We start from the raw sequence: 19059 nt of genomic DNA, 5'->3' as shown, positions 1-19059 counted from the left end.
TGCGGTCGATCAGGGCAGCAGTCCCTGCCGCCGCGCCTCGACGACCGCCGCGTGCCGACTGCGCACATCGAGTTTGTCCATGGCGTTGCGCAGATAGGTCTTCACCGTCTCCACGCGCAGCGACAACCTGTCGGCGATCTCCGCGTTGCGGCAGCCCAGCGCCACATGGCTCAGCACGTCGTGCTCGCGCGCGGTCAGATGCGTCCGCGGGTGCGATACGCCGTCGCGCGCCCGGGTCAAGGTCTCCTCGACCGTTCGTACCTGTTCCCTGATCGACGGATCATCGGTCCGAGCCGCGATCGCCCGCAACGCGACGAGACTTTCCGTCAGCGCTTCGGAGACGGAGGCAGGTACGGTGGCGCCGTGCGCGGCCCGCGTGTTCCCGATCAGCGACACGCGGCGATCGACCTCGTCGCGGATCTCGATCTCCCGCGCCAGCTCCGCGGCCGACCGCACGACCTTCTCCGCCACGACGTCGCCGATGGACCGGTTGACCCTCAGCCCGCCGTAGATCGCCGCCCGGGTGCGTCCGCGCACCACGACCGGCACGGCGAGCAACGACTCGATTCCCTCACCCGCGACCTGCCGGTCGTAGTGGTGGGTGATGTGCGGGGAGGTGAAGTAGTCGGCGACCGCGCCGGGACGTTGTTCGACGACCACCCGACCGCCGAGTCCGCGTTCGGCGGCGATCACCAGATTGCGCAGGGCACGACCGCGGGTTCCGACGAATCCGGACAGGACCACGTCCGAGCCCTGCACCACGCCACCGAAGAGCACCGGTAGTTCCGTCGTCGCCTCGAGGTCGCGCAGCGTGGCGCGGAGGGTGTCGAGATCGTCGGGACGCAACACATCCGGCACGGCGACATCCATCGATTGCTCCTACTCTTCCCTCCGAACACCCACTTTCGAGGGTAGAGGGGCCAGTTCCACGATTTGTAACCTGCACATCGCCCGGTGTTGCAACGATCACAGAAGACGCCGGAATCCGAGTAGGCCACCCCGGAGGTATCCGTGTCCATCGCCCCCGTCCGTCCCGGCTCGACCGGAGCCGCGAACTACAGCCAGATGAGCCCGCTGCGCTTCCTCGAACGGTCCGCGGCGGTGTTCCCGGATCGCACCGCGATCATCCACGGCGACCGCACGTACACCTACGCCGAGTTCGCCGACGAGGCGCAGCGGCTCGCGCGCGTGCTGCGCAGCCGTATCGAGCCGGGCGACAAGATCGCGTACCTGACTCCGAACGTGCCCGAGATGCTCATCGCGCATTTCGCGGTTCCGCTCGCGGGCGGTGTGCTGGTCGCGCTGAACTCGCGCCTGGCCGGGCCGGAACTCGAGTACATCCTCGACCACTCCGAGACGAAGCTGCTGTTCGTCGACTCCGAACTGCTCGGATCGGTCGCGAACGTCCGCGACAACGTTCCCGGCGTCGCCGAGATCATCGAGGTCCCCGACTCCACCGTGCCGGCTCCGGATGTCCCCGCCGGAGTGGCTACCGCTCGGTACGACGAGTTCCTCGCGCAGGCCGACTCGCTCGATGCGACGCCGCTGCCGTGGAGCGTCGACGACGAGCTCGGCGTCATCACCCTCAACTACACCTCGGGCACGACCGGCAAACCCAAGGGCGTGATGTACACCCATCGCGGCGCGTACCTGAACTCGCTGGGCGAGACCTTCCACAACAGCTTCGACGGGCAGAGCAAGTATCTGTGGACACTGCCGATGTTCCACTGCAACGGCTGGTGTACGCCCTGGGCGGTGACCGCTGCGGCGGGCACCCACATCTGCCTGCGGGCGGTGCGGGCCGACGCGATCTGGGATGCCATCGACAACCTCGGTGTCACCAACCTGTGCGGTGCGCCCGCGGTGTGCTCGACCATCGCGAACGCCGAGCAGGCTCATCCACTCGACCGTCCGTTGCGGATCACCACGGCCGGCGCGCCGCCGTCGCCGACGGTGATCGCCCAGCTCGAACAGATCGGCATCACGGTTGTCCACGTCTACGGACTCACCGAGGTGTACGGCCCGTACACGATCTGCGAGTACCAGGACAGCTGGGACGACAAGCCAGCCGACGAACGCGCCGCGCTGCTCTCCCGTCAGGGTGTGGGCATGCTGCAGGCCGAGACCGCGCGGGTCGTCGACGAGGACATGAACGACGTGCCCGCCGACGGCGAGACCATGGGCGAGATCGTGCTGCGCGGCAACAACGTCATGCTCGGCTACTACAAGGACCCGGACGCGACCGAGGAGGCGTTCCGCGGCGGCTGGTTCCACACCGGCGACCTCGGCGTGATGTACCCGGACGGATACATCCAGCTCAAGGACCGCGCAAAGGACATCATCATCTCCGGCGGCGAGAACATCTCGACCGTGGAGGTCGAGCAGGCGATCGTCAGCCACCCGGCGGTGCTCGACGTCGCGGTCGTCGGCGTTCCGGACGAGAAGTGGGGTGAGCGTCCCAAGGCGTTCGTGATCCTGAAGAAGGGCGAATCGGTCACGGCCGAGGAGATCATCGACTACACGCGCACGCTGCTCGCCGGGTACAAGGTGCCGCGCGACATCGTCTTCCCGCTGGAGCTGCCCCGCACCTCGACCGGCAAGATCCTGAAGTTCGAGCTGCGATCGGCCGAAGCCGCCGAGGGGTGAGCCGACCCCTCACGACTGCATTGGATACTCGACGCCATGACATCCGGTACCGGTAACAGCACCCGTCGCCTCGATTCGACGGGCCCCGATCCCGCCCAGTTCCGGGTGCATGTCGTCACGCAGGCGATCCGTTTGTTCTCCGAGTTCGGCTACGAGTCGACCACCGTCGAGCAGATCGCCGCGGCCGCAGGGGTGTCGCGGCGGACCTTCTTCCGGCAGTTCCGGTCGAAGGAGGACGTGATCTTCGCCGATCACGAGTCGCTGCTCGAGCAGGTCGCCGAGTACCTCTCGCAGGATTTCGACGATCCGTGGGCGGCGGCCTGCGAGGGGGCCAAGCTCGTCTTCGGGCACTTCCGGGACCGGCGCGAGCTGGCGGTGTGGCGGTATCGGGTGGTGCAGCGGGTGCCGGCGCTGCGGGAGCGCGAACTCGTCACCACCTACCGCTACGAGCGGTTGTTCACCGACTTCCTGCGCGCCGCCGTCCCGACGGAGAAGCCGGTGCGCACCGTCAGCTTCGCGGCGGCGATGACCGCCACGCACAATTTCGTGTTGCGCGCGATGATCCGCGGCGACGAGACCGCCACTGCCGAACGCCTCGAGCAGGAGCTGCTCGAGCTCCGCCGCACGTACGGGGTGGTTCCGGTGCCCGAAGGCGCGACGAACGGGAAGGTCGCGCCGGCTCCGCCGGCGGTCGCGGTGGTGACCTATCCGGCCCACCTGACACCGGCCGAGATCGCCGAGCAGGTTCGGCTCCAACTCGAAGGCGCACAGCAGCGCCGTTGACCTGGCACTGAGTGCCGTGGTTACAATCGACTCATTCCGTCACGTCGCGAACCCTCGCCCCGATATCGTCGAGGGAGCTACGTTCGCAAATCTGGCACCGCGTGCCGTTAGGAGTCCGCCGTCATGGCCCTCAATCCCGACTTCGATCTGTTCAAGCTCTCCGAGGAGCACGACGCGCTGCGCGAGGCCATCCGCGCGCTCGCCGAGAAGGAGATCGCGCCCTACGCCAAGGACGTCGACGAGAACTCCCGCTTCCCGCAGGAAGCCCTCGACGCCCTCAACAAGTCGGGCTTCAACGCCATCCACGTGCCCGAGCAGTTCGAAGGCCAAGGCGCCGACTCGATCGCCGCCTGCATCGTCATCGAAGAGGTCGCCCGAGTATGCGGCTCCTCCTCGCTGATCCCCGCCGTCAACAAGCTCGGCACCATGGGCCTGATCCTCCGCGGCTCCGACGAACTCAAGGCCAAGGTCCTCCCCGACATCGTCAACGGCGCGATGGCCTCCTACGCGCTGTCCGAGCGCGAAGCCGGCTCCGACGCCGCCTCCATGCGCACCCGCGCCAAGGCCGACGGCGACGACTGGATCCTCAACGGCTCCAAGTGCTGGATCACCAACGGTGGTAAGTCCACCTGGTACACCGTCATGGCCGTCACCGACCCCGAGAAGGGCGCCAACGGCATCTCCTCCTTCATGGTCCACAAGGACGACGAGGGCTTCGTCGTCGGACCGAAGGAGAAGAAGCTCGGCATCAAGGGCTCCCCCACCGCCGAGCTGTACTTCGAGAACTGCCGCATCCCCGGCGACCGCATCGTCGGCGAGCCGGGCACCGGCTTCAAGACCGCTCTCGCGACCCTCGACCACACCCGCCCCACCATCGGTGCGCAGGCCGTCGGCCTCGCCCAGGGCGCCCTCGACGCGGCGACCGCCTACGTCAAGGACCGCAAGCAGTTCGGCCGCCCGATCTCCGACAACCAGGGTGTGCAGTTCATGCTCGCCGACATGGCGATGAAGGTCGAGGCCGCACGCCTGATGGTCTACACCTCCGCCGCTCGCGCCGAGCGCGGCGAGCCCAACCTCGGCTTCATCTCGGCCGCCGCGAAGTGCTTCGCGTCGGACGTCGCCATGGAGGTCACCACCGACGCCGTGCAGTTGTTCGGTGGCGCCGGCTACACCACCGACTTCCCGGTCGAGCGCATGATGCGCGACGCGAAGATCACGCAGATCTACGAGGGCACCAACCAGATCCAACGCGTCGTCATGTCGCGCGCGCTGCTGCGCTGACACCGGTCGCGTAGGTTACCCCCGGAACATCGAAGCGATCAGGAGTTACCGCAGTGGCAGTGGAAAAGGTAGGCGTGATCGGTGGCGGCACCATGGGTGCCGGTATCGCCGAGGTGTGCGCCAAGGCCGGTAGCGACGTCCTCGTCAAGGAGACCACCGAGGAGTTCGCCGCCGCGGCACGCGAGCGTCTGAAGAAGTCGATCGGACGTGGCGTCAAGTCCGGCAAGATCACGCAGGAGGACGCCGACGCGGTCCTCGGACGGATCCGCGTCACCCTCGACCTGAAGGAGTTCGCCGACCGCGACCTTGTCGTCGAGGCCGCCCCCGAGATCGAGTCTCTCAAGGTGGAGATCTTCTCCGAGCTCGACAAGATCGTGAAGCCCGAAGGCATCCTCGCCACCAACACGTCGTCGATCCCCGTCATCAAGATGGCGCAGGCGACGCAGCGGCCCGGCAAGGTCGTGGGCGTGCACTTCTTCAACCCGGTGCCGGTGATGCCGCTCGTCGAGATCATTTCGGCGCTCACCACCGACGAGGCCACCGCCGACACGGTGTTCGACTATGCGAAGAACACCCTCGGCAAGACGGCCGTGCGCGCAGGCGACCGTGCGGGTTTCATCGTCAACGCCCTGCTCATCCCGTACCTGTGCTCGGCAGTGCGCATGCTCGAGTCGGGCTACGCGACGAAGGAAGACATCGACGCCGCGATGAAGGGCGGCTGCGGCTACCCGATGGGACCGCTGACCCTCATCGACACCGTCGGCCTCGACATCACCCTCAACGCCGCGCAGTCGCTGTACGACGAGTTCGCCGAGCCGCACTACGCACCCCCGGCACTGCTGCGCCGCATGGTCGACGCGGGTCGCCTGGGTCGCAAGACCGGCGAGGGCTTCTACAGCTACAAGTAGGCCTCACTCGGACGCCCCTGCCGTTCCTTCTCGGAACGGCGGGGGCGTCTGCGCATCCGGACAGCCGGGAGGTACGCAACAACAGTTCCGGGCTCGCAACACGGCCAGCAACTGCCGGCGTTGCGAACCTTCACTACGTGTTGCGTACCTCGCGTACGACCGATGCCCCGCTCGAAGTCGCCCGACGGTCCGCTCCGGCTCCGTGAGGGCGCCGTCTGCTATCGTCCCCACCCGGACGTATCGGGGGATTCTGTCGGGGGGCAGTGGTGACATTGCACGTAGATCCTGAAGTGCTGCGCACATTCGCAGCCTTCGTGGCGGACACCGCCGACGCGATGAACGACTGGGACGTCGGCGAACCGTATGCCGTGTCGCAATCAGCACTTCCCGGAACAGAATTCGCGGCCGTCTGCGCACGAGCCTTCACCGCCACCGATCAAGCACTCGGCAACGTGTGCAGTCGCCTGCGCGAGATCGTCGACATCACCGACGGCGCCGCGAACGATTACGTCGTCGCAGAGACGGACTTCGTGGCTGCACTCTCGGCGATGGATCAGCACGGATGAGACCGGGAGTCGCTGCGGTCCGGTCCTGGAATCCCGACGCGCTGCGAATCACCGCCGACCACCTCGACGTGCTCGTCGACACACTCGACGACCGCATGAAAGGTCTGCTCACCGAGCAGGATGTGCTCGCCGAGCGATGGTCCGGCGACGCCGCACGTGCCGCCGCCGCGCGAGTGGTCCGCGAACGCTCGCTGGGCAGCGCCATCGCCGAAGCACTCCTGCAGGTCGCTGAGGCGTACCGCACCGGCGCGTGGCTCGTCGAAGGCACCCGCCTGCACCTCCTGTCGGTCGTGGGCGGCGCCGAACAGTCCGGGTTCACCGTGCACGACGACGGCACCGTCGACCCCTCCGACCAGATCCACATCCTCTCGGCGACGCTGCCGAGCGAAGCCGTCACAGAGGCCCGCGTCCGCCTCGAACACGAAGCAACGGAACTGACCCACACCGTCACCGGCGCTCTCGAACAAGCGTCGCGAGCCGCGACGGAAACTGCCGATCGCTTCACCGCTGCCGTTGCGGTACTCGAAGCAGCCAGGGATGCCGCGGCGCCGGGGAAGGTCGTGCAGAACGAGAACGGCGAGTTCTCCTGGTGGCCTGACTGGCCATCGACCATCGCAGCGTCGTCCATCGGCGCAATGTCCGGAGCTACCAAGGAACTCCTGACCGACGCGGCAGTGGCCTCGGGCGACGATGTCGCACGCAACATCGCACGTGGAATGAACCCGGCTGCCGCTGCAGTAGGCACCGTTCCTGCGATCGTCAACGACATCAAGGGAGGCATGGATCCCACCGAGGCGGTGGTGTCCGAGAGCGCCGGAACCGTTGTCGGCATGGTCGGTGCATTCCTGGCGTCGAAGGGAACTACCGCGGCTATCGGCGCTGCGACCGGCTCGGTCGTTCCAGGGGTCGGCACCGCCGCCGGCTTCGCTGTCGGGCTTGTGCTCGGGGGCTTTGCCACGTGGTACACATCCAAGAGGATCCAGGAGTTGTGGTAATGACCGAAGGCACGCCGGAAGACCGGAATCACGTTCGCGCCGATAGTTCCTCCGACGCGCCCTGTTGGCCGCAACGTCTTCGAATCGGATGGTGCATAACGGGGGTATGTGTTCTGGTCTTCGCTACGTGGAGTCTGGTTGACAGTTCTGCGAATATCCTCCACGAGGAGTTGGTATCCACGATCGGTTCGCTGTTGTACGGAGCAGCAATGCTGCTCATGGGCGTGATGTGTGTCAGACTCGGCGGGATTCGACATGTCCTGTATTCGCCACGCATCAGAAGTTACAGGCATCCGGAATATGGCACGGGCATCGTTGTTCCTGGAGGACTTACGCCTCTAACCATTTTCATGGTCCTGCTCGTCGTGGTCGGCCTCGGATGCCTGGCCGTAGCGGCGCTGACCATCTACATCACCGACAAATCCGAGTTGCCTTACGGTCGCGACCCTCACGCCACTGCAATCTTCATGCTCGTGGGTGGGGTCGTCGCCCTGATCGCGTCGGCAGTGTTCGTATGGTTCCGGCTCCCGACAACAGTGGGGTTGTACCCGCAAGGAATCGAAAGAGTCGTACGCTCTCGCAATCTCAGACGAAACAATGCCACCGTGCAATTTGTGCATTGGAACGATATCGAGGGCATCGCCGGAACGGATATCGTGACCCGTTCCGGATACGGCGACGTCCGGACTCCGATGATCCACGTCCACACGACCGGGCGGTTTCCCCCTGAAGCGCGCATCCCCCACGACGAAGAACACACCCTCGCCATCGTCTGCACCTGGCTCATCGCCGAACCCAACGCCCTCTTGACCCTGATCCGACAGATGAGCGAACGCCCGAACGACCGCACGCTCCTCGCTCGGGAAGACGCGGCCGAACTTCTCAGACCACCGCCGTTGCGAGAACGATTCCGGATGGTACGCCACCAGGAAGCGTCTCGGTGAACGCTCCGATTCAGGCGACGCTCTCCGACTACCTCGCAACACACGAAGTCGGACTGAGCCCCTGCGACCCGGACGATCCGCGGCACCCGCAACCGGAACTCCAGGCGCCGGAGGGTTGGATAGTTCTCCCTCGCGATGTCTTTCCGCATGCACATACGGTTCTCGTGGCTCCCGAGCACGTCGCGGACGATTGGGTGCCCAACGCCGTCCTCCTCCACTGCGCACTGTCGAAATGGCGGCCGACGGACGAACTGCTGGAGGTCGCGGCGCGTGAAGCTCGCGAACTGCCCGCGTGGAGGGAGACGCTCCGCGACACATCCGATTTCCGCGGGCACCGATCGGTGATCATCCAAGGCTCCTATCGAGTGGACGACGTCGAGTACACCGCCGTGACGCGGTATCTCGTGATCGACCACGAGTACGATCGCTACCTCACGCAACTGACGGCAACCGCACGTTTCGACAGCGCCGAGTCTCTTATCGCTCATCTGCATGCAATCCATGAGGGACTGAGAATCCGGTGAGCGATTCCATCGAGACGTACCCCTACGGAGAACGATCCGAACCTGCTTGGCCGCAAAGGTTCCGTACGGGATCGCTCTGCCTCGGCGTGTTCCTGGCCGGGGCCGGAACCCTTGTGCTGCAGAAGACCGTGGATGTTCGACGAGCGGATGACCTCGGAGCCATCGCCCTGGGGTTCTGTCTCGCTGTGATGACGGCGTTAGGTTCGGCCTGGGGATTCGAGCGAGCCGGCTTCCACCGATTCGGTTTGCATCCGAGGATCCGGCAGTGCCGAGACGACCTTCACGGCTCCGGCATCGAGATTCCTTACGTGAGGATACTTCCCGTTCAGCTGTCCGTCGTGTTCTCCTGCATCACAATATTGGGCGCTTTCATGATTCGTGCGTCGAACCGACCGGACGGAGCGATGCTTCTTGCGAGACACGAGCTCCCCTACTCCGGCTCGTTCATCGCATGGACGACATGTGCAACCGTGGCGGTGTGCGCTCTACCCTTCTTGATCCACCCCCGGGGATCCACCCGTCTCCATGCCGACGGTATTCGCCGCCGCACGACATGGCTCGTGCGGCATGGCGTTTCGGACGTGTTCATTCGATGGGACGAGATCCAGGAAGTGGCTGCCGATGTCTACACCGTCTCGGGCCGCGGGGCGTCTACGCACAATCCACTCATCCGTCTCCACGTACCCGGCTACGAACCGACTCCGCCTCGCGTGGCGCACGACAAGCCGGATTCGTTCACCGTGCCGGCGTACGTTCTCGTGAGCGAACCCAACACGCTGCTCGGGCTCATCGACCGCCTCCATCGGTGTCCCGAAGATCGCCAACTCATCACGACACTCGAGGCCCCTGAACTCCTTCGTCCTCTCCCGGTTCGGGAACGCTTACGCATCGCGCGGAAGATTCCGCGTCAACAGTGGGAATGGTGAGGGGTACGCAACACCGGTGGTGGGTCCGCAACGCCGACAGCGACCGGCCACGTTGCGAGCCTTCACCCCACGTTGCGTACCTCGGTCAGTTCCCGTTGTTCGGGCCGTGGACGCGGCGGTGCAGTGCTTCCATCCGCAGGTCCAGATCGCGCGCCGTCTCCGCGGCGAGGCGGAGTTCCTCGCGCAGTTCGTCCGGGACCTCACGGTCGTGCTTGTAGTAGATCTTGTGTTCCAGGCTCGCCCAGAAGTCCATGGCGACGGTGCGGATCTGCAGTTCGACGTAGACGCGCTCGACCCGGTCGGACATGTACACCGGGATCTGGACGATCACGTGCACGCTGCTGTACCCGTTGGGCTTCGGGCGCGCGATGTAGTCCTCGATCTCGACGACCGTCACGTCGAGCTGGCTCGTGATCATGTCGATGATCCGGTAGACGTCCGATGTGAAGCTGCACGTGATGCGGATGCCGGCGATGTCGCGGACGGCCTCGCGGATGCCGTCGAGCGAGGCGGGCGCACCCTTCCGTTCCGCCTTGGCGAGGATCGACTCGGGGCTCTTCAGCCGCGACTTCACGTGCTCGATCGGGTTGTACTCGCGGGCGTAGGTGAACTCCTCGCGCAGGATGTTGATCTTCGTCATCATCTCGTCGATGCCGAACTTGTACACCATGAGTGCGCGTCGGAGATCCTGTGCGAGGTGTTCCACTGCGACCAGCGGTGCCTGCACGTCGTCCGGTGCCGGTAGCCCCGGTTCGGGTTCGTCCACCGTCGTCTTCACTCGATCCCTCCTCGATGTTCTTCGGGATCGAGTCTGCCAGTTCCAGGAGGATCGATGCCCTCCACCTCTGTGACCTGCGGTTCTACCGCGGACCGTCCGGTAGGGCGTCCGCACCGACGCCACTGATCTCGGTGATCGTCCAGCCGTCCCGGTTGTCCATACCGAGCCGGTACGTCGCAGTCGAGACGATACCCTCGGGAGCCTGCGCGTTCGTGGTGCGAACACTCACGAAGCAGTCCACCGTGAACGTTCCGTCGGGTCCACTCACGGCCTTGGCGGTGATCGGTTCGGCAATCGACGTCCACTGCAAAGGAACGATGATCTGTTCCATGGACGTTGCGGCCTTATCCAGACGATCGGTCAGTTCCGGGATGGTGCCCGACGTCAATCGCGACCGCCATGCACCGAGGTCGCGGAAGTCCATCTCCGCGGCACCGAGTGCGTAATCGAGGGCGACCTGTTCGGCCTCCGCCCGCGCCGCTGCGTCCGACAGGAGGGCGTCCCGCTCGTTCCGTGCGTCGTTCCACTGCCATCCGACAACTGCCAGCACCGCGACCAGCAGTACACCGACGGCGACGACGATGCCTTGCATCGGCAGACGCCGGCGGGTCGAATCCTGCACCGTGTCGTGCTCGTGGTCGTGCGTGTCGGTGATGTCCTCGAGAGTTGTCTTCATCGTCGTCCTCCGGTTGTGTGCTGGTAGCGGATGGGTGCTTGTCAGGGGCCGGGTATCTCGACCTTCAGCGTGAGAGCGTCGCCGGATTCGGTGGAGGTGAGCACGTTGTTCATCAGCGTGCCGATGTCCATGGCCCTGATACTGTTCGCCGCTTCCGAGACGGCAGGCAGCAGATTCACACCGATCACCTCGAGATCGGCCGCGGTCTCGTCGAGGAACTTCTGCAGTTCGCCGATGAACGGACTGGCGCCGTAGGCGATACCGGCGTTGAGCGGACCCCGGTCGGACGCGAAGCGGATACCGGCGAGCAGATCGGTGAAACCGCTTCCGAACTCTGCGACACCCGGTTCGGTGGCGCGCATCGCGTTCGGGATGCTCCCGCTGTCGAGGAGCAGTGGTTGCACGGTGCGCAGGAGCGTGGTGAACGTATCGGCGTTCTGCGTGAACGTGGCGGCCATGAGCTCACCCGAACGTGCGAGGTTGCCGTGAACCCGCGGGTCCTCGGGCAGGGCGATATCGAGTGTCCGGAAGATTTCGCGGACACCTTCCGGCTCGACCTGCGTGAGCAGGTTCGTCAGACGCTCCGAGAGTTCCTCGAATGTGGTGGGTACGACCACCCTGTCGTCACCGACCACGGCGCCGTCCTCGAGATACTGCGCGGATGCGGATTGCGGCCACACGGCGAGGAAGGGCTCACCCAGCGCCGACAGGTTGTCGAGCCGGATCGTGCTGTCCACCGGGATCGGTGAATTGCGATCGTATTTCCAGGCCACGTGGACGGCGTCGGCCGAGGCCGTGATGTCGGTGACCTCTCCGATCTCGATACCTCGCATGAGCACACGGGACCCGACGACCAGGCCGTTGGTATCGGGCACCTCGACCTCGGCGGTGTACACGTCCTCGCCGAGTCCGGTCCGCAGCCCGGCCTGACCCATGTACACGAAGGACAGCGCCGCGATGATCCCCATTCCCGCGAGGGACAGTACTGTTCGCCGGCTCACTGCACAGCTCCCAACATTCGAAGGATGTTCTCGGCATCGGATACGAGCTGGTCTCCACCGGCCGACTCGACCGACACGATGTCGACGGACGGATTCTGCGCGAACGGGATCAGCGTCGTCCTCAGGAAGTTCGACAGTTCCACCGTCGCCGACGGCGCTCCACGGGAGATATCGGTGGTGTCGGCGAGCGATTCGAACATCGGCACCAGCCAGTAGCCACCGACGTACAGGCTGCCGACGGACGGGAGGATCTGCCCGATGTGCGACACGACGTCCACCGCGAGCCGGCGCCAGTAGTGCACCGACGACCCGTCGAAGATTGTCACGAGCGACTCGCTGTTGTCGTTCAACGCTGCCGCGGAGGAGTTCATCCCGTCGAGCATCCGGTCGATCTCGACGGTTCGTTGTCCCAGGTCGTTCAGGTCGACGGCGACGGTCCCGGCGAGCCGTTCGATCTCGGCGACGTCGGGCATGACCGCGTTGACACGCCCCATCACCTGTTCGATGCGACGGATGCTGCCGCCGTTGACGAAGGTCGCGAGCACCGCCATGGTGTCCTCGAGTTGCGGAGGTGAGGTCGTACGCTCGACGGGTACCGTAGCGCCCTCCCCCAGGTACTCGCCGCTCCTGCCGTCGGGGCTCCGCAGCAGTGCCACATAGGTGTCACCGAGCAGGGTGTTCTGTCGGACGATTGCCCGGACGTCGGACGGAACCTTGGTGTCGGAACGTACTCCGACGCGTACTGCTACGCCGTCGTTCTGCACTTCGAGGTTGCGCACCTCACCGACACGGACGCCGTCCATGATGACGTCGGCTCCGGAGGGCAGGTTCATGACGCTGGCGAACTCGACCGAGATCTCGTATCCGTCCCCGATGCCTCCGCGCACGGAGGGAAGATCCTCCGGCCGCAGTGAACACGACGACACGACAAGGATCAGGGACAGAGCGGCGACCGCCCGAGTGATACGTCGGGTGATCATCGCGTCGCTCCGATCGGATTCAGCAGGTTCATCAGACCCTCTGGTGTGACGCGCGAGCCCGTGCCGGCGCCCTTGCAGCTTCCCGGGCTCAGGCTTTCCAGGACCTCGCACAACCGGGCGGCCTCGTCGTCGCTCAGCGCGATCTGCGGGGGTGTGAACTCGACAGACAGTGCACCCGCGTCGCGCGTCTGCGTGGAGACCGCCGTCGACATCGACGGGATCGTGGACACGAGATCGCCGAGCGAACCGGACTGCTGCGCAGCCAGTTTGACGGCTTCGACGGCCTGCCCGTGTACGAACGGCCAAATGTCGTCGCCGTAGTTACGCTGTATGTCGTCGAGCAGCGCGACGAGCCATCCGATGCCGACACAGACGTCGATCGTGCCGGGCCACAAGCCCATTGCGTCGGATACCACCTTCGGCATGTTGTCGGCGATGTTCTTGACGGCCGCCCACTGGACGAGTGCTTCCTCGGTGAGTGGTGCCATGTTCGAGATCGACGACCCGATGTCGGCGACGAAACCGTCGGGATTCTCCATTGCATTCGCTGCATGGAGCATCATCTGCCGGGCGTTCTCACCCTGGCCCCGCAAGGCCTCGTTCAGCCCCGTGATCGCCATTTCGACGGTCTCGTCACCGGCCTCCGGTGACAGCGCCTCGATGAAGTCGGCCGCCGAGCCGACCACCTCGGAGATCGTCTTGGGGGTATAGCTGTTGGCGAGCGGGACGCAGGGCTCGGGGGCGAGCTGCGGTCCGGATTCGTAATTGCCCACCAGTTCGAGGCTGCGGTCCGCGAGGATCGACTTGGAGCGGGTCACGGCCCGGACATCCGCGGGGAAGACACGTCCGCCGTCGGTGGTGAAACGCACCTCGACGTGGGTGCTCCTCTGCTCGACAGAATCGACCTTACCGACCGGAAACCCCATCTGTGTGACGGGGTTTCCCGGGTACAATCCGACCGAGTCCGGCATCTCGACACAGTAGGTCGCCGGTTCGGTACCGCGTTTCAGTGGCTGTGCGGCCGTGACTCCCGCTCCGCACGTACCCATGATCGTGGTGACGGCCACGGCGACGGTCGCCAGCGTCTTCGTTCTCTTCACAGTCGGCCCTGCCAATCTTGTCAGCATCGAAGTTCTCGATTCGCCATTCATCGGTCAGCACTGCCGTCCGGGTACCGGGATGCAGATGTCGGACGCCATGAGGGTGCCCCCGCCGACAGCGACGATCCCTTCCGGTGTCAGCCACTGGGCGAGCTCGTCACGGGTGGCCGCCAGCGCCTCGATCGACGGCCCCATGGTCGTGTTGAACTCCTCGATCATCGAGCGGACCTGCGTGATCCCGCTCTCCAGTGCATCCCGATTGTCGAGGTAGTACTCCGAATAGGGGGCGACGGTCATGAGGACATACCCGAGGAGTCGGTAGGCCTCGTTGAAGCCGGCATGCGTGTTCTCGTAGGTCTCGAAGACGATGTCGATCTCGCGAAGGACGTCGAACACCATCTCCCGGCTGGCATTGAAGGTGGTGAGGTACTCCGAGGCGAGCGTTGCCACCGTGTGGACCTGCCGGCGCTGCTCGTCCATGACCCGAGCGACGGCGGACATGCCGGAGACGATCGACTCGATCGATCCCGGGTTGTTCTGCAAGGCATCTGCGACCTGCATGAGGTTGGCGTCGATGTCCGTGCCGTCGACGTTGTCCGTGACATTCGGTGCGGCTTGGAGCACGTCGCCGATCGAGTACGGAACGGACACCTGGCCGGTGGGAATGACCGACTCTCCCAGGGGAGTTCGACCTACGGGGAAGAGGGTCACGGCGTAACCACCGACCGGTGTCAGCATCCTGACCTCGACCCGCGACTCGGTACCGACCATCAGGTCGTCCTCGATCTCCATGGAGACCTTCACGGAGGTGTCCCCGAGTTCCAATTTCGAGACCTTACCGACCGAGACACCGGCGACGCGTACGTCCTGACCCGTGGAGATCGCCGAGACATCGGTGGTCTCGAACGCCACCGTCGTGCGGCCGGGCGGTCTCGTGTAGAGGACCGCGGTCGCGACGAGCGCGAGGACGGCGACCACGGCGACCACGGTCCCGATACGAATGTCGTTGTCGACGAGAGACAGAACCTTCCCGAACCGGCGACGGGGCCTGTTCATCCCGCGTTGCATACGACGACCTCGCTTCCGCTCAGAAGAATCTGCACATCCGTCGGCAGTTGCGCGATGCCGTTGGAGCATCCGGCACCGCCACCCGCCGGGGCACTCGCCGGTATCTGGAGACCCGCCACCGCCGGCGGGAGGAGCCTGACGGCCTCGGCCGCGTCCTCGAGGGACGCGAATGCGGATGTCACCATCGCATCGACGTCCGCTCCCGGCGCGAGGCCGTAGGCGTCGAGCAGACGTTTGATGGGAGTGAGGAATTCGGGCCCGTAGGTCGCGGTCTTGTGGAATTCCTCGAGGACGGTCATGGCCTTGGCTATCGGGAAGCTCACGGAACGGAGGAACTCCACGACACCGTCCGACCGCCCGCCCATGCTGTCCGCGATGCGGGCCAGATTGTCCGCGAGCGTCGAGATCACCTGTTCGCGATCGGACGCGAGGTTCGCGATTCTCTGCGCGTCGTCCAGCATCGGTTTCAATCCCCCACCATCACCTTGCAGAAGAGCGATGGCGTTCTCGGTGAATCGGTTGATGTCCTCGGTGCTCATCGTTGCCAGGACCGGTTGCAGGCCGTTGAAGAGCGACGTGATGTCGAACGACGGTTTCGTGCTCTCGAGTGAGAGGTGCTCGACGGGCGTGCCCGGCTTCTCGCCGAAGTCCGCGTCGATGTACCGCACGCCGGTGAGGTTCTGATACTTGACCGCCAGAATGGTGGTGTCGGTCAACTCGTAGGGCTCTTCCATCGTGAACTCGACCTCGGCGATCGTCTTGCCGTCGCGTTCGCGCAACTCGATGGACCGCACCTTCCCGATGCGGACGCCGCGTGTGCGGATATCACCGTTGGCGCCGAGGCCCGACACGTCCGAGAACTCGGCAGTGTAATTGCGGGTCGGTCCGCTGACCGGGCTGCGCATGGCGCTGATGACCAGTGCGAACAGCACCGCGGAGATGATCGCCGCAACGACGAGTTTGATGATGGTCGCGATGTACGTGGCTCGTGTCGTCATCGTCCGCCTCCTTCTGTCGCTGCGGCCGGGACGGGCCCGAGGCCGAGCGGTGCAGTGAAGGCCGGTAGGGCGTCGACCAGCACCCGCAGGCGCAGGCGTTGTCCGTCCGGGGTGTCGACGAAGGCGGAGTCGAGACGTCGCACCACGTCCTGGGCAGCGGCCGGGGTCATTCCGCCGTTGACCAGGTGAGGGAATACGTCGGATGCCTCGGCGACAGAGAGGATGAGCGGGGTCAGCTCCTCCCCGTGCGAAGCGAGCAGCGCACCCGCCTGACCGAACAACTGGTTCGCCGCCAGGGTGAGGCCGGCGTTCGCCTCGTCGAAGACCGCGTCGTCGACGCCGACGGAACCGTCCGGAAGGGTGTTGTAGTTGCTGTGATAGATGTTCATGAGCGATTCGATCGCCTGGTCGCCGAAGCCGGGGAATGCCTCGAGGATGTCGTTGAAACGGGCGAGCAACGTGCTCGGCATCTCCTGCTGGGTCTCGGCGACCCGATCGGCGAGGAACACACCGGTGTCGACCCAGGGAGTGAGGCCGTCGAGATAGTGGACGGTCTTGTCGAGCGACGTGATCATGTCGTCGGTCAGGGTGCCGTCGATGGTGAGCGATCCCTGTTCGATCATCGTCGACATCGTGAAGTCACCTTCGGGTGTCCTTTCCAACTCCATTCCGGACTCGAGGGGGCCGCCGCCCGGGCGCGCAAGGATGTTCACCGCCGAGGTACCGAAGTAGTTCTCGGGGCGGTAGTCGATCTCGAATCGATCGGTCAGACCGTCGATCTGGGATTCGTCGAGCATCATGCGTACCTGCACCGACTCGGACGGTGTGCGCTCGAGAGCGGTCACGCGTCCCACGGATTGTCCGTGCAGTACGACCTTGGTTCCCTCCGCGACACCCGGACCGAGATACGGCACGTCGACGACGAGTTCGATCCCGTCGGGTGCGGTGATCTTCGGGTACAGCGTGGCGGCGGCGAGACCGGCCACCCCTACGAACACGATCGCTGCAGCACCGGCGGCAGCCAGCCGGCGGGACTGTTCTGCAGCCGTGCCGCGGAGAAAGTCCTGACTTCTCGACATGGATTCTTCCTCATCCCTTGAAGACGAGTTCCGGGCTCAGGCCCCAGATGATGACGGTCATTACGAAGTTCAGTACGACGATCGCAACGAGGCTGGCGCGGATGGCCCGACCGGACGCGGAACCCACTCCTGCCGGCCCACCGGAGGCGAAATAGCCGTAGTAGCAGTGGATCATCGTGACCACTGCGCAGAAGATCAGGGCTTTGACGACCGACGCTGCGAGGTCGGGAAGGTTGAGGAACTGCGCGAAGTAATGGTCGTAGGTCCCGCTGGGCTGGTCGTGGAAGGTCTTCACGACGACACCGCCGGTGACGAACGCGACGACGAGAGCCATGAGGTAACCCGGCAGCACCACAAGCATGCTGCCGATCAGGCGGGGACCCACGACGAAGGGAATCGCCTGCAGTCCGATGGATTCCGTCGCATCGATCTCTTCGGAAATGCGCATCGAGCCGATCTCGGCGGTCATCCGGCAGCCGGCCTGGGCCGCGAAGCCGATGCCCGTGATGATCGGTGCGATGACGCGCACGTTGCCGAAAGAACCGATGATGCCTGTCAGCGCACCGAATCCCAGCAGGTCGAAGGCCATGAACGCCTGGATGGCGACCACGGCACCGACAGCGATGCCGAGGAAGAACATCAGGCTGATCACACCACCGTCGACGACGAGCGATCCGTTGCCCCAGGCCATGTTGTTCATGGTGGTGACGGTCTGCTTACGGTAGTGCTTCACGGTCTTGGGCAGCAGGTAGACCGTTCGGGCGGTGAACAGGACGACCTGTCCGACCTCCTCGACTCCCGATCGGATTCGCTTCACGAACCTGGCACCGAGTTGGGACAGTGCCGAGCCGGTGTTCCCGCGATTCGCGGGTGTTCCGGTCGTCATCACGCCAACCGGGCCGGGAAGAACATCAGCTGCAGCTGGCTCACCACGAGGTTGGCGATGAAGATGCAGAAGACGCTGAGGACGACCGAGGCGTTGACGGCGTTCGCGACACCGGTGGGTCCGCCCTTGGCCTCGAGTCCGCGCAGGCCGGCGATCAACACCACGATGGCCGCGAAGACGACGGACTTGAGCACGGAGAACACGAGATCGGTCGGGGTGGCGAAGGCACCGAACGACTGCCAGAAGCTGCCCGGCACGACGTCGTTGACGTTCGCCGAGATGGTCAGTCCTGCAGCAACACCCGCGGAGATGATGATGATGCACAACATCGGGGCGATCGCGAGCATGGCCAGGAATCTCGGCATCACGAGCCGCTGGACCGGGTCGATACCCATTACACGGATCGCTTCGATCTCCTCGCGGATCGATCGTGCGCCGAGATCTGAGGCGATGGCGGACGCTGCGGCCCCACTCATCAACAGTCCGGCGGCCATCGGTGCACCCTGTCCGACGACACCGAGACCGCTGGCGGCGCCGGCGAGCGAGTTGGCGCCGACCTGATTCATGATGCCGCCCACCTGCACCGAGACCTCGGCACCGATCGGGACGGCCATGAGCAGAGCGGGAAGGGCGGTAACCTTGAGAAGGACCCACATCTGCTCGATGACCTCTCGCACCGGCAGTCGCCACGCGATGGTGTCGGTGACGGCGTAGCGGACGACGTTGCCTCCGAGTCGTGCCGAGCGTCCGATGGTGGCCAGTGAAGCCGCAGGCTTCTCGATCAGGTATCGGCGGATTCCTGCCGGGACGATGGGTCGACGGCGGGAATCCGCCATCGGGGAGGTGAGTGCCGCTTCGGCGGTCATCGCGCGATCACCTCACGGCGTCGAGGCGCGAGCCTGCAACTGCGAGTTCTCACT

At 65.1% G+C, this 19059-nt stretch carries 20 protein-coding genes; 9 read left to right on the top strand and 11 right to left on the bottom strand.

Features of this window, described 5'->3' with window-relative positions; all coding sequences use genetic code 11:
• Positions 1–9: 9 nt before the first annotated feature.
• On the bottom strand, positions 10–870 hold the full coding sequence (locus BLV31_RS05730; protein ID WP_039585294.1) for a LuxR C-terminal-related transcriptional regulator: 861 nt from the start codon (positions 868–870) through the stop codon (positions 10–12).
• Between the two features lie 195 nt (positions 871–1065).
• Here BLV31_RS05730 and BLV31_RS05725 point away from each other — a divergent pair, with 195 nt between their 5' ends.
• From BLV31_RS05725 to BLV31_RS05685, 9 genes are all read left to right on the top strand, one after another.
• A complete protein-coding gene (locus BLV31_RS05725; RefSeq protein WP_235367112.1) occupies positions 1066–2646 on the top strand; it encodes an acyl--CoA ligase family protein in 1581 nt (526 codons plus the stop codon).
• Between the two features lie 36 nt (positions 2647–2682).
• Positions 2683–3429 carry a TetR family transcriptional regulator gene (locus BLV31_RS05720; protein ID WP_006553690.1) on the top strand — a complete coding sequence of 249 codons (747 nt, stop codon included), beginning with the start codon at positions 2683–2685 and terminating at the stop codon, positions 3427–3429.
• A 123-nt stretch (positions 3430–3552) separates the two neighbouring features.
• On the top strand, positions 3553–4710 hold the full coding sequence (locus tag BLV31_RS05715; RefSeq protein WP_006553691.1) for an acyl-CoA dehydrogenase: 1158 nt from the start codon (positions 3553–3555) through the stop codon (positions 4708–4710).
• A 59-nt stretch (positions 4711–4769) separates the two neighbouring features.
• Positions 4770–5618 (top strand): 3-hydroxybutyryl-CoA dehydrogenase, encoded by an 849-nt coding sequence (locus tag BLV31_RS05710; protein WP_006553692.1) that lies wholly within the window; start codon positions 4770–4772, stop codon positions 5616–5618.
• 266 nt (positions 5619–5884) lie between these two features.
• Entirely contained in the window at positions 5885–6184 is a 300-nt protein-coding gene (locus tag BLV31_RS05705; RefSeq protein WP_232512540.1) for a hypothetical protein, read from the top strand.
• Positions 6181–7179 (top strand): hypothetical protein, encoded by a 999-nt coding sequence (locus BLV31_RS05700; RefSeq protein WP_064060823.1) that lies wholly within the window; start codon positions 6181–6183, stop codon positions 7177–7179. The genes BLV31_RS05705 and BLV31_RS05700 overlap by 4 nt, the downstream gene beginning before the upstream one ends.
• Positions 7179–8123 carry a hypothetical protein gene (locus BLV31_RS25345; protein WP_231414086.1) on the top strand — a complete coding sequence of 315 codons (945 nt, stop codon included), beginning with the start codon at positions 7179–7181 and terminating at the stop codon, positions 8121–8123. The genes BLV31_RS05700 and BLV31_RS25345 overlap by 1 nt, the downstream gene beginning before the upstream one ends.
• A complete protein-coding gene (locus BLV31_RS05690) occupies positions 8120–8647 on the top strand; it encodes an LpqN/LpqT family lipoprotein (RefSeq protein WP_064060824.1) in 528 nt (175 codons plus the stop codon). Before BLV31_RS25345 ends, BLV31_RS05690 begins: the two co-directional genes overlap by 4 nt.
• Complete coding sequence (locus BLV31_RS05685; protein ID WP_248846225.1) at positions 8644–9573, top strand: hypothetical protein; 930 nt, start codon at positions 8644–8646, stop codon at positions 9571–9573. The genes BLV31_RS05690 and BLV31_RS05685 overlap by 4 nt, the downstream gene beginning before the upstream one ends.
• Positions 9574–9658: 85 nt before the next feature.
• Here the strand turns inward: BLV31_RS05685 and BLV31_RS05680 are convergent, their stop codons facing one another.
• The 10 genes from BLV31_RS05680 to BLV31_RS05635 form a co-directional block, all read right to left on the bottom strand.
• Positions 9659–10351, bottom strand: a complete 693-nt coding sequence (locus BLV31_RS05680; RefSeq protein WP_064060826.1) for a GTP pyrophosphokinase — start codon at positions 10349–10351, stop codon at positions 9659–9661.
• An 82-nt stretch (positions 10352–10433) separates the two neighbouring features.
• Positions 10434–11027 (bottom strand): hypothetical protein, encoded by a 594-nt coding sequence (locus tag BLV31_RS05675; protein ID WP_064060827.1) that lies wholly within the window; start codon positions 11025–11027, stop codon positions 10434–10436.
• 41 nt (positions 11028–11068) lie between these two features.
• On the bottom strand, positions 11069–12028 hold the full coding sequence (locus BLV31_RS05670; protein ID WP_081263425.1) for an MlaD family protein: 960 nt from the start codon (positions 12026–12028) through the stop codon (positions 11069–11071).
• Complete coding sequence (locus tag BLV31_RS05665) at positions 12025–13008, bottom strand: MlaD family protein (RefSeq protein ID WP_064060829.1); 984 nt, start codon at positions 13006–13008, stop codon at positions 12025–12027. Before BLV31_RS05665 ends, BLV31_RS05670 begins: the two co-directional genes overlap by 4 nt.
• On the bottom strand, positions 13005–14108 hold the full coding sequence (locus BLV31_RS05660) for an MlaD family protein (protein WP_248846226.1): 1104 nt from the start codon (positions 14106–14108) through the stop codon (positions 13005–13007). The genes BLV31_RS05665 and BLV31_RS05660 overlap by 4 nt, the downstream gene beginning before the upstream one ends.
• 54 nt (positions 14109–14162) lie before the next feature.
• Entirely contained in the window at positions 14163–15164 is a 1002-nt protein-coding gene (locus BLV31_RS05655) for an MlaD family protein (protein ID WP_064060831.1), read from the bottom strand.
• Positions 15161–16174, bottom strand: coding sequence for an MlaD family protein (locus BLV31_RS05650; RefSeq protein ID WP_064060832.1), 1014 nt, complete (start codon positions 16172–16174; stop codon positions 15161–15163). Before BLV31_RS05650 ends, BLV31_RS05655 begins: the two co-directional genes overlap by 4 nt.
• The gene (locus tag BLV31_RS05645; protein ID WP_064060833.1) at positions 16171–17253 is read right to left on the bottom strand and encodes an MlaD family protein; all 1083 of its coding nucleotides are present in this window, start codon (positions 17251–17253) and stop codon (positions 16171–16173) included. Before BLV31_RS05645 ends, BLV31_RS05650 begins: the two co-directional genes overlap by 4 nt.
• A 10-nt stretch (positions 17254–17263) precedes the next feature.
• Positions 17264–18139, bottom strand: coding sequence for an MlaE family ABC transporter permease (locus tag BLV31_RS05640; RefSeq protein ID WP_081263426.1), 876 nt, complete (start codon positions 18137–18139; stop codon positions 17264–17266).
• Complete coding sequence (locus BLV31_RS05635; RefSeq protein WP_064060834.1) at positions 18139–19005, bottom strand: MlaE family ABC transporter permease; 867 nt, start codon at positions 19003–19005, stop codon at positions 18139–18141. The genes BLV31_RS05640 and BLV31_RS05635 overlap by 1 nt, the downstream gene beginning before the upstream one ends.
• Positions 19006–19059: the final 54 nt, after the last annotated feature.

Origin of the sequence: Rhodococcus pyridinivorans, assembly GCF_900105195.1 — a bacterium.
Taxonomy (GTDB): domain Bacteria; phylum Actinomycetota; class Actinomycetes; order Mycobacteriales; family Mycobacteriaceae; genus Rhodococcus; species Rhodococcus pyridinivorans.
The sequence above is the reverse complement of the archived record's forward strand: the minus strand, read 5'-3'. Positions and strand labels throughout refer to the sequence as shown.

What these genes read in the sequence shown, in the direction of transcription:
- BLV31_RS05730 (WP_039585294.1), bottom strand. Translation starts at nt 870, where the DNA reads ATGGATGTCGCCGTGCCGGATGTGTTGCGTCCCGACGATCTCGACACC.
- BLV31_RS05725 (WP_235367112.1), top strand. Translation starts at nt 1,066, where the DNA reads ATGAGCCCGCTGCGCTTCCTCGAACGGTCCGCGGCGGTGTTCCCGGAT.
- BLV31_RS05720 (WP_006553690.1), top strand. Translation starts at nt 2,683, where the DNA reads ATGACATCCGGTACCGGTAACAGCACCCGTCGCCTCGATTCGACGGGC.
- BLV31_RS05715 (WP_006553691.1), top strand. Translation starts at nt 3,553, where the DNA reads ATGGCCCTCAATCCCGACTTCGATCTGTTCAAGCTCTCCGAGGAGCAC.
- BLV31_RS05700 (WP_064060823.1), top strand. Translation starts at nt 6,181, where the DNA reads ATGAGACCGGGAGTCGCTGCGGTCCGGTCCTGGAATCCCGACGCGCTG.
- BLV31_RS25345 (WP_231414086.1), top strand. Translation starts at nt 7,179, where the DNA reads ATGACCGAAGGCACGCCGGAAGACCGGAATCACGTTCGCGCCGATAGT.
- BLV31_RS05675 (WP_064060827.1), bottom strand. Translation starts at nt 11,027, where the DNA reads ATGAAGACAACTCTCGAGGACATCACCGACACGCACGACCACGAGCAC.
- BLV31_RS05665 (WP_064060829.1), bottom strand. Translation starts at nt 13,008, where the DNA reads ATGATCACCCGACGTATCACTCGGGCGGTCGCCGCTCTGTCCCTGATC.
- BLV31_RS05655 (WP_064060831.1), bottom strand. Translation starts at nt 15,164, where the DNA reads ATGAACAGGCCCCGTCGCCGGTTCGGGAAGGTTCTGTCTCTCGTCGAC.
- BLV31_RS05650 (WP_064060832.1), bottom strand. Translation starts at nt 16,174, where the DNA reads ATGACGACACGAGCCACGTACATCGCGACCATCATCAAACTCGTCGTT.
- BLV31_RS05645 (WP_064060833.1), bottom strand. Translation starts at nt 17,253, where the DNA reads ATGTCGAGAAGTCAGGACTTTCTCCGCGGCACGGCTGCAGAACAGTCC.
- BLV31_RS05640 (WP_081263426.1), bottom strand. Translation starts at nt 18,139, where the DNA reads ATGACGACCGGAACACCCGCGAATCGCGGGAACACCGGCTCGGCACTG.
- BLV31_RS05635 (WP_064060834.1), bottom strand. Translation starts at nt 19,005, where the DNA reads ATGACCGCCGAAGCGGCACTCACCTCCCCGATGGCGGATTCCCGCCGT.